The sequence below is a fragment of the Streptomyces phytophilus genome (genome assembly GCF_013870535.1).
GTDB classification, from domain to species: Bacteria; Actinomycetota; Actinomycetes; order Streptomycetales; family Streptomycetaceae; genus Streptomyces; species Streptomyces phytophilus.
This window is the reverse complement of sequence record NZ_JACBXC010001669.1, coordinates 1-1089: the sequence shown is the minus strand read 5'-3', so window position 1 is coordinate 1089 and position 1089 is coordinate 1. Positions and strand designations below refer to the sequence as shown.

1 pseudogene is annotated in these 1089 nt (G+C 75.0%); it reads left to right on the top strand.

What is annotated here, in order from left to right:
- Positions 1-1026 (top strand): annotated as a pseudogene (locus tag H5J30_RS35105) (hypothetical protein); the annotation flags it as partial.
- Between the last annotated feature and the right edge of the window lie 63 nt (positions 1027-1089).

The window sequence follows — 1089 nt, the reverse complement described above, 5'->3', positions numbered from 1 at the left end:
GTGATCCGCCACTACGTACGGCGTGTGGCGCAGGCCGACGCGGCGGTGACGGGGCCGCGCCTGCGGGTCACGGACCACGGGGAGGTGCTGCGGGACGCGTCGCCCGGCCCGTTCGCGGGCGGGAGCGCCAAGAAGGACGCTCTGGAGTGGCTCCGGCGCGAGCGGGCCGAGCTGCTGGCCGTACACGAGACGGCGAAAGGGCTCGAAGAGCACCGGGCCGTCTGGCAGTTGGCGGAAGGGCTGACCGCCCTGTTCCTCAACCACCGTTACCTGCACGACTGGATAGCCACCGGGCTGCGCGGTGCGGAAGCCGCCGCCCGCGACGGCGAGCCCGCGGCCGAGGCCCGGATCGCCGCGCTGACGTCGCGGCCGCTGACGGACCTCGACCGGCTCGACGAGGCGCGGACCCTCCTCGAACGTGCCGGGGCCCGGGTGGCCGACGTACGCGAGGGGCATGCGGGTTACGCGGACCTGGGCGTGCTGCGGCCCTCGGTGCTGGAGTTCACCGGCAGGCTGTGGGACCGGCTGGATCCGCCCCGCGCCATCGCGACGTACGAGGAGGCGCTCACCGCGTACCGCGAGGCCGGCGAAGAGCGCGGGGCGGCCATCGCCCGGTATCTGCTGGGCTGCGCGCTGGACGCCGCGGGCCGGCCGGCACAGGCCGAGGAGGCCCTGCGTGCGGCCGTAGACGGATTCCTCGGGCTGCCCGGCTACGCACCGCATGGCGACCGCCGTATGGCCGGGCGGGCCCGGGCCGCCATGGGCGACGTACTGCTGCATGCGGGGCGAGGCCGCCAGGCGAGGGAGGAGTACGTCGCCGCGGTGCGGTTGCTGGACGCCGAGAAGGCGGCGCACTACGAGGCGGCCGTGCGCGAGAAGCTGGCGGCGCTCGCGCACGAGGACGGTGACATGTCCGCGCACCGCGAGCATCTGACCCAGGCGGCCGACCTGTACGGGAAGGAGGGAAACCCGCGCGGCGACGAACTCAGGGACGAACTGCGCCGCCTGTACCCGGAAGCGGAGTGAGCAGCACGTCCTCCCTGCGGCCCGCGAAGCTCAGGTCCGCCGTCCCGGGCAGCGGCGCGCCGC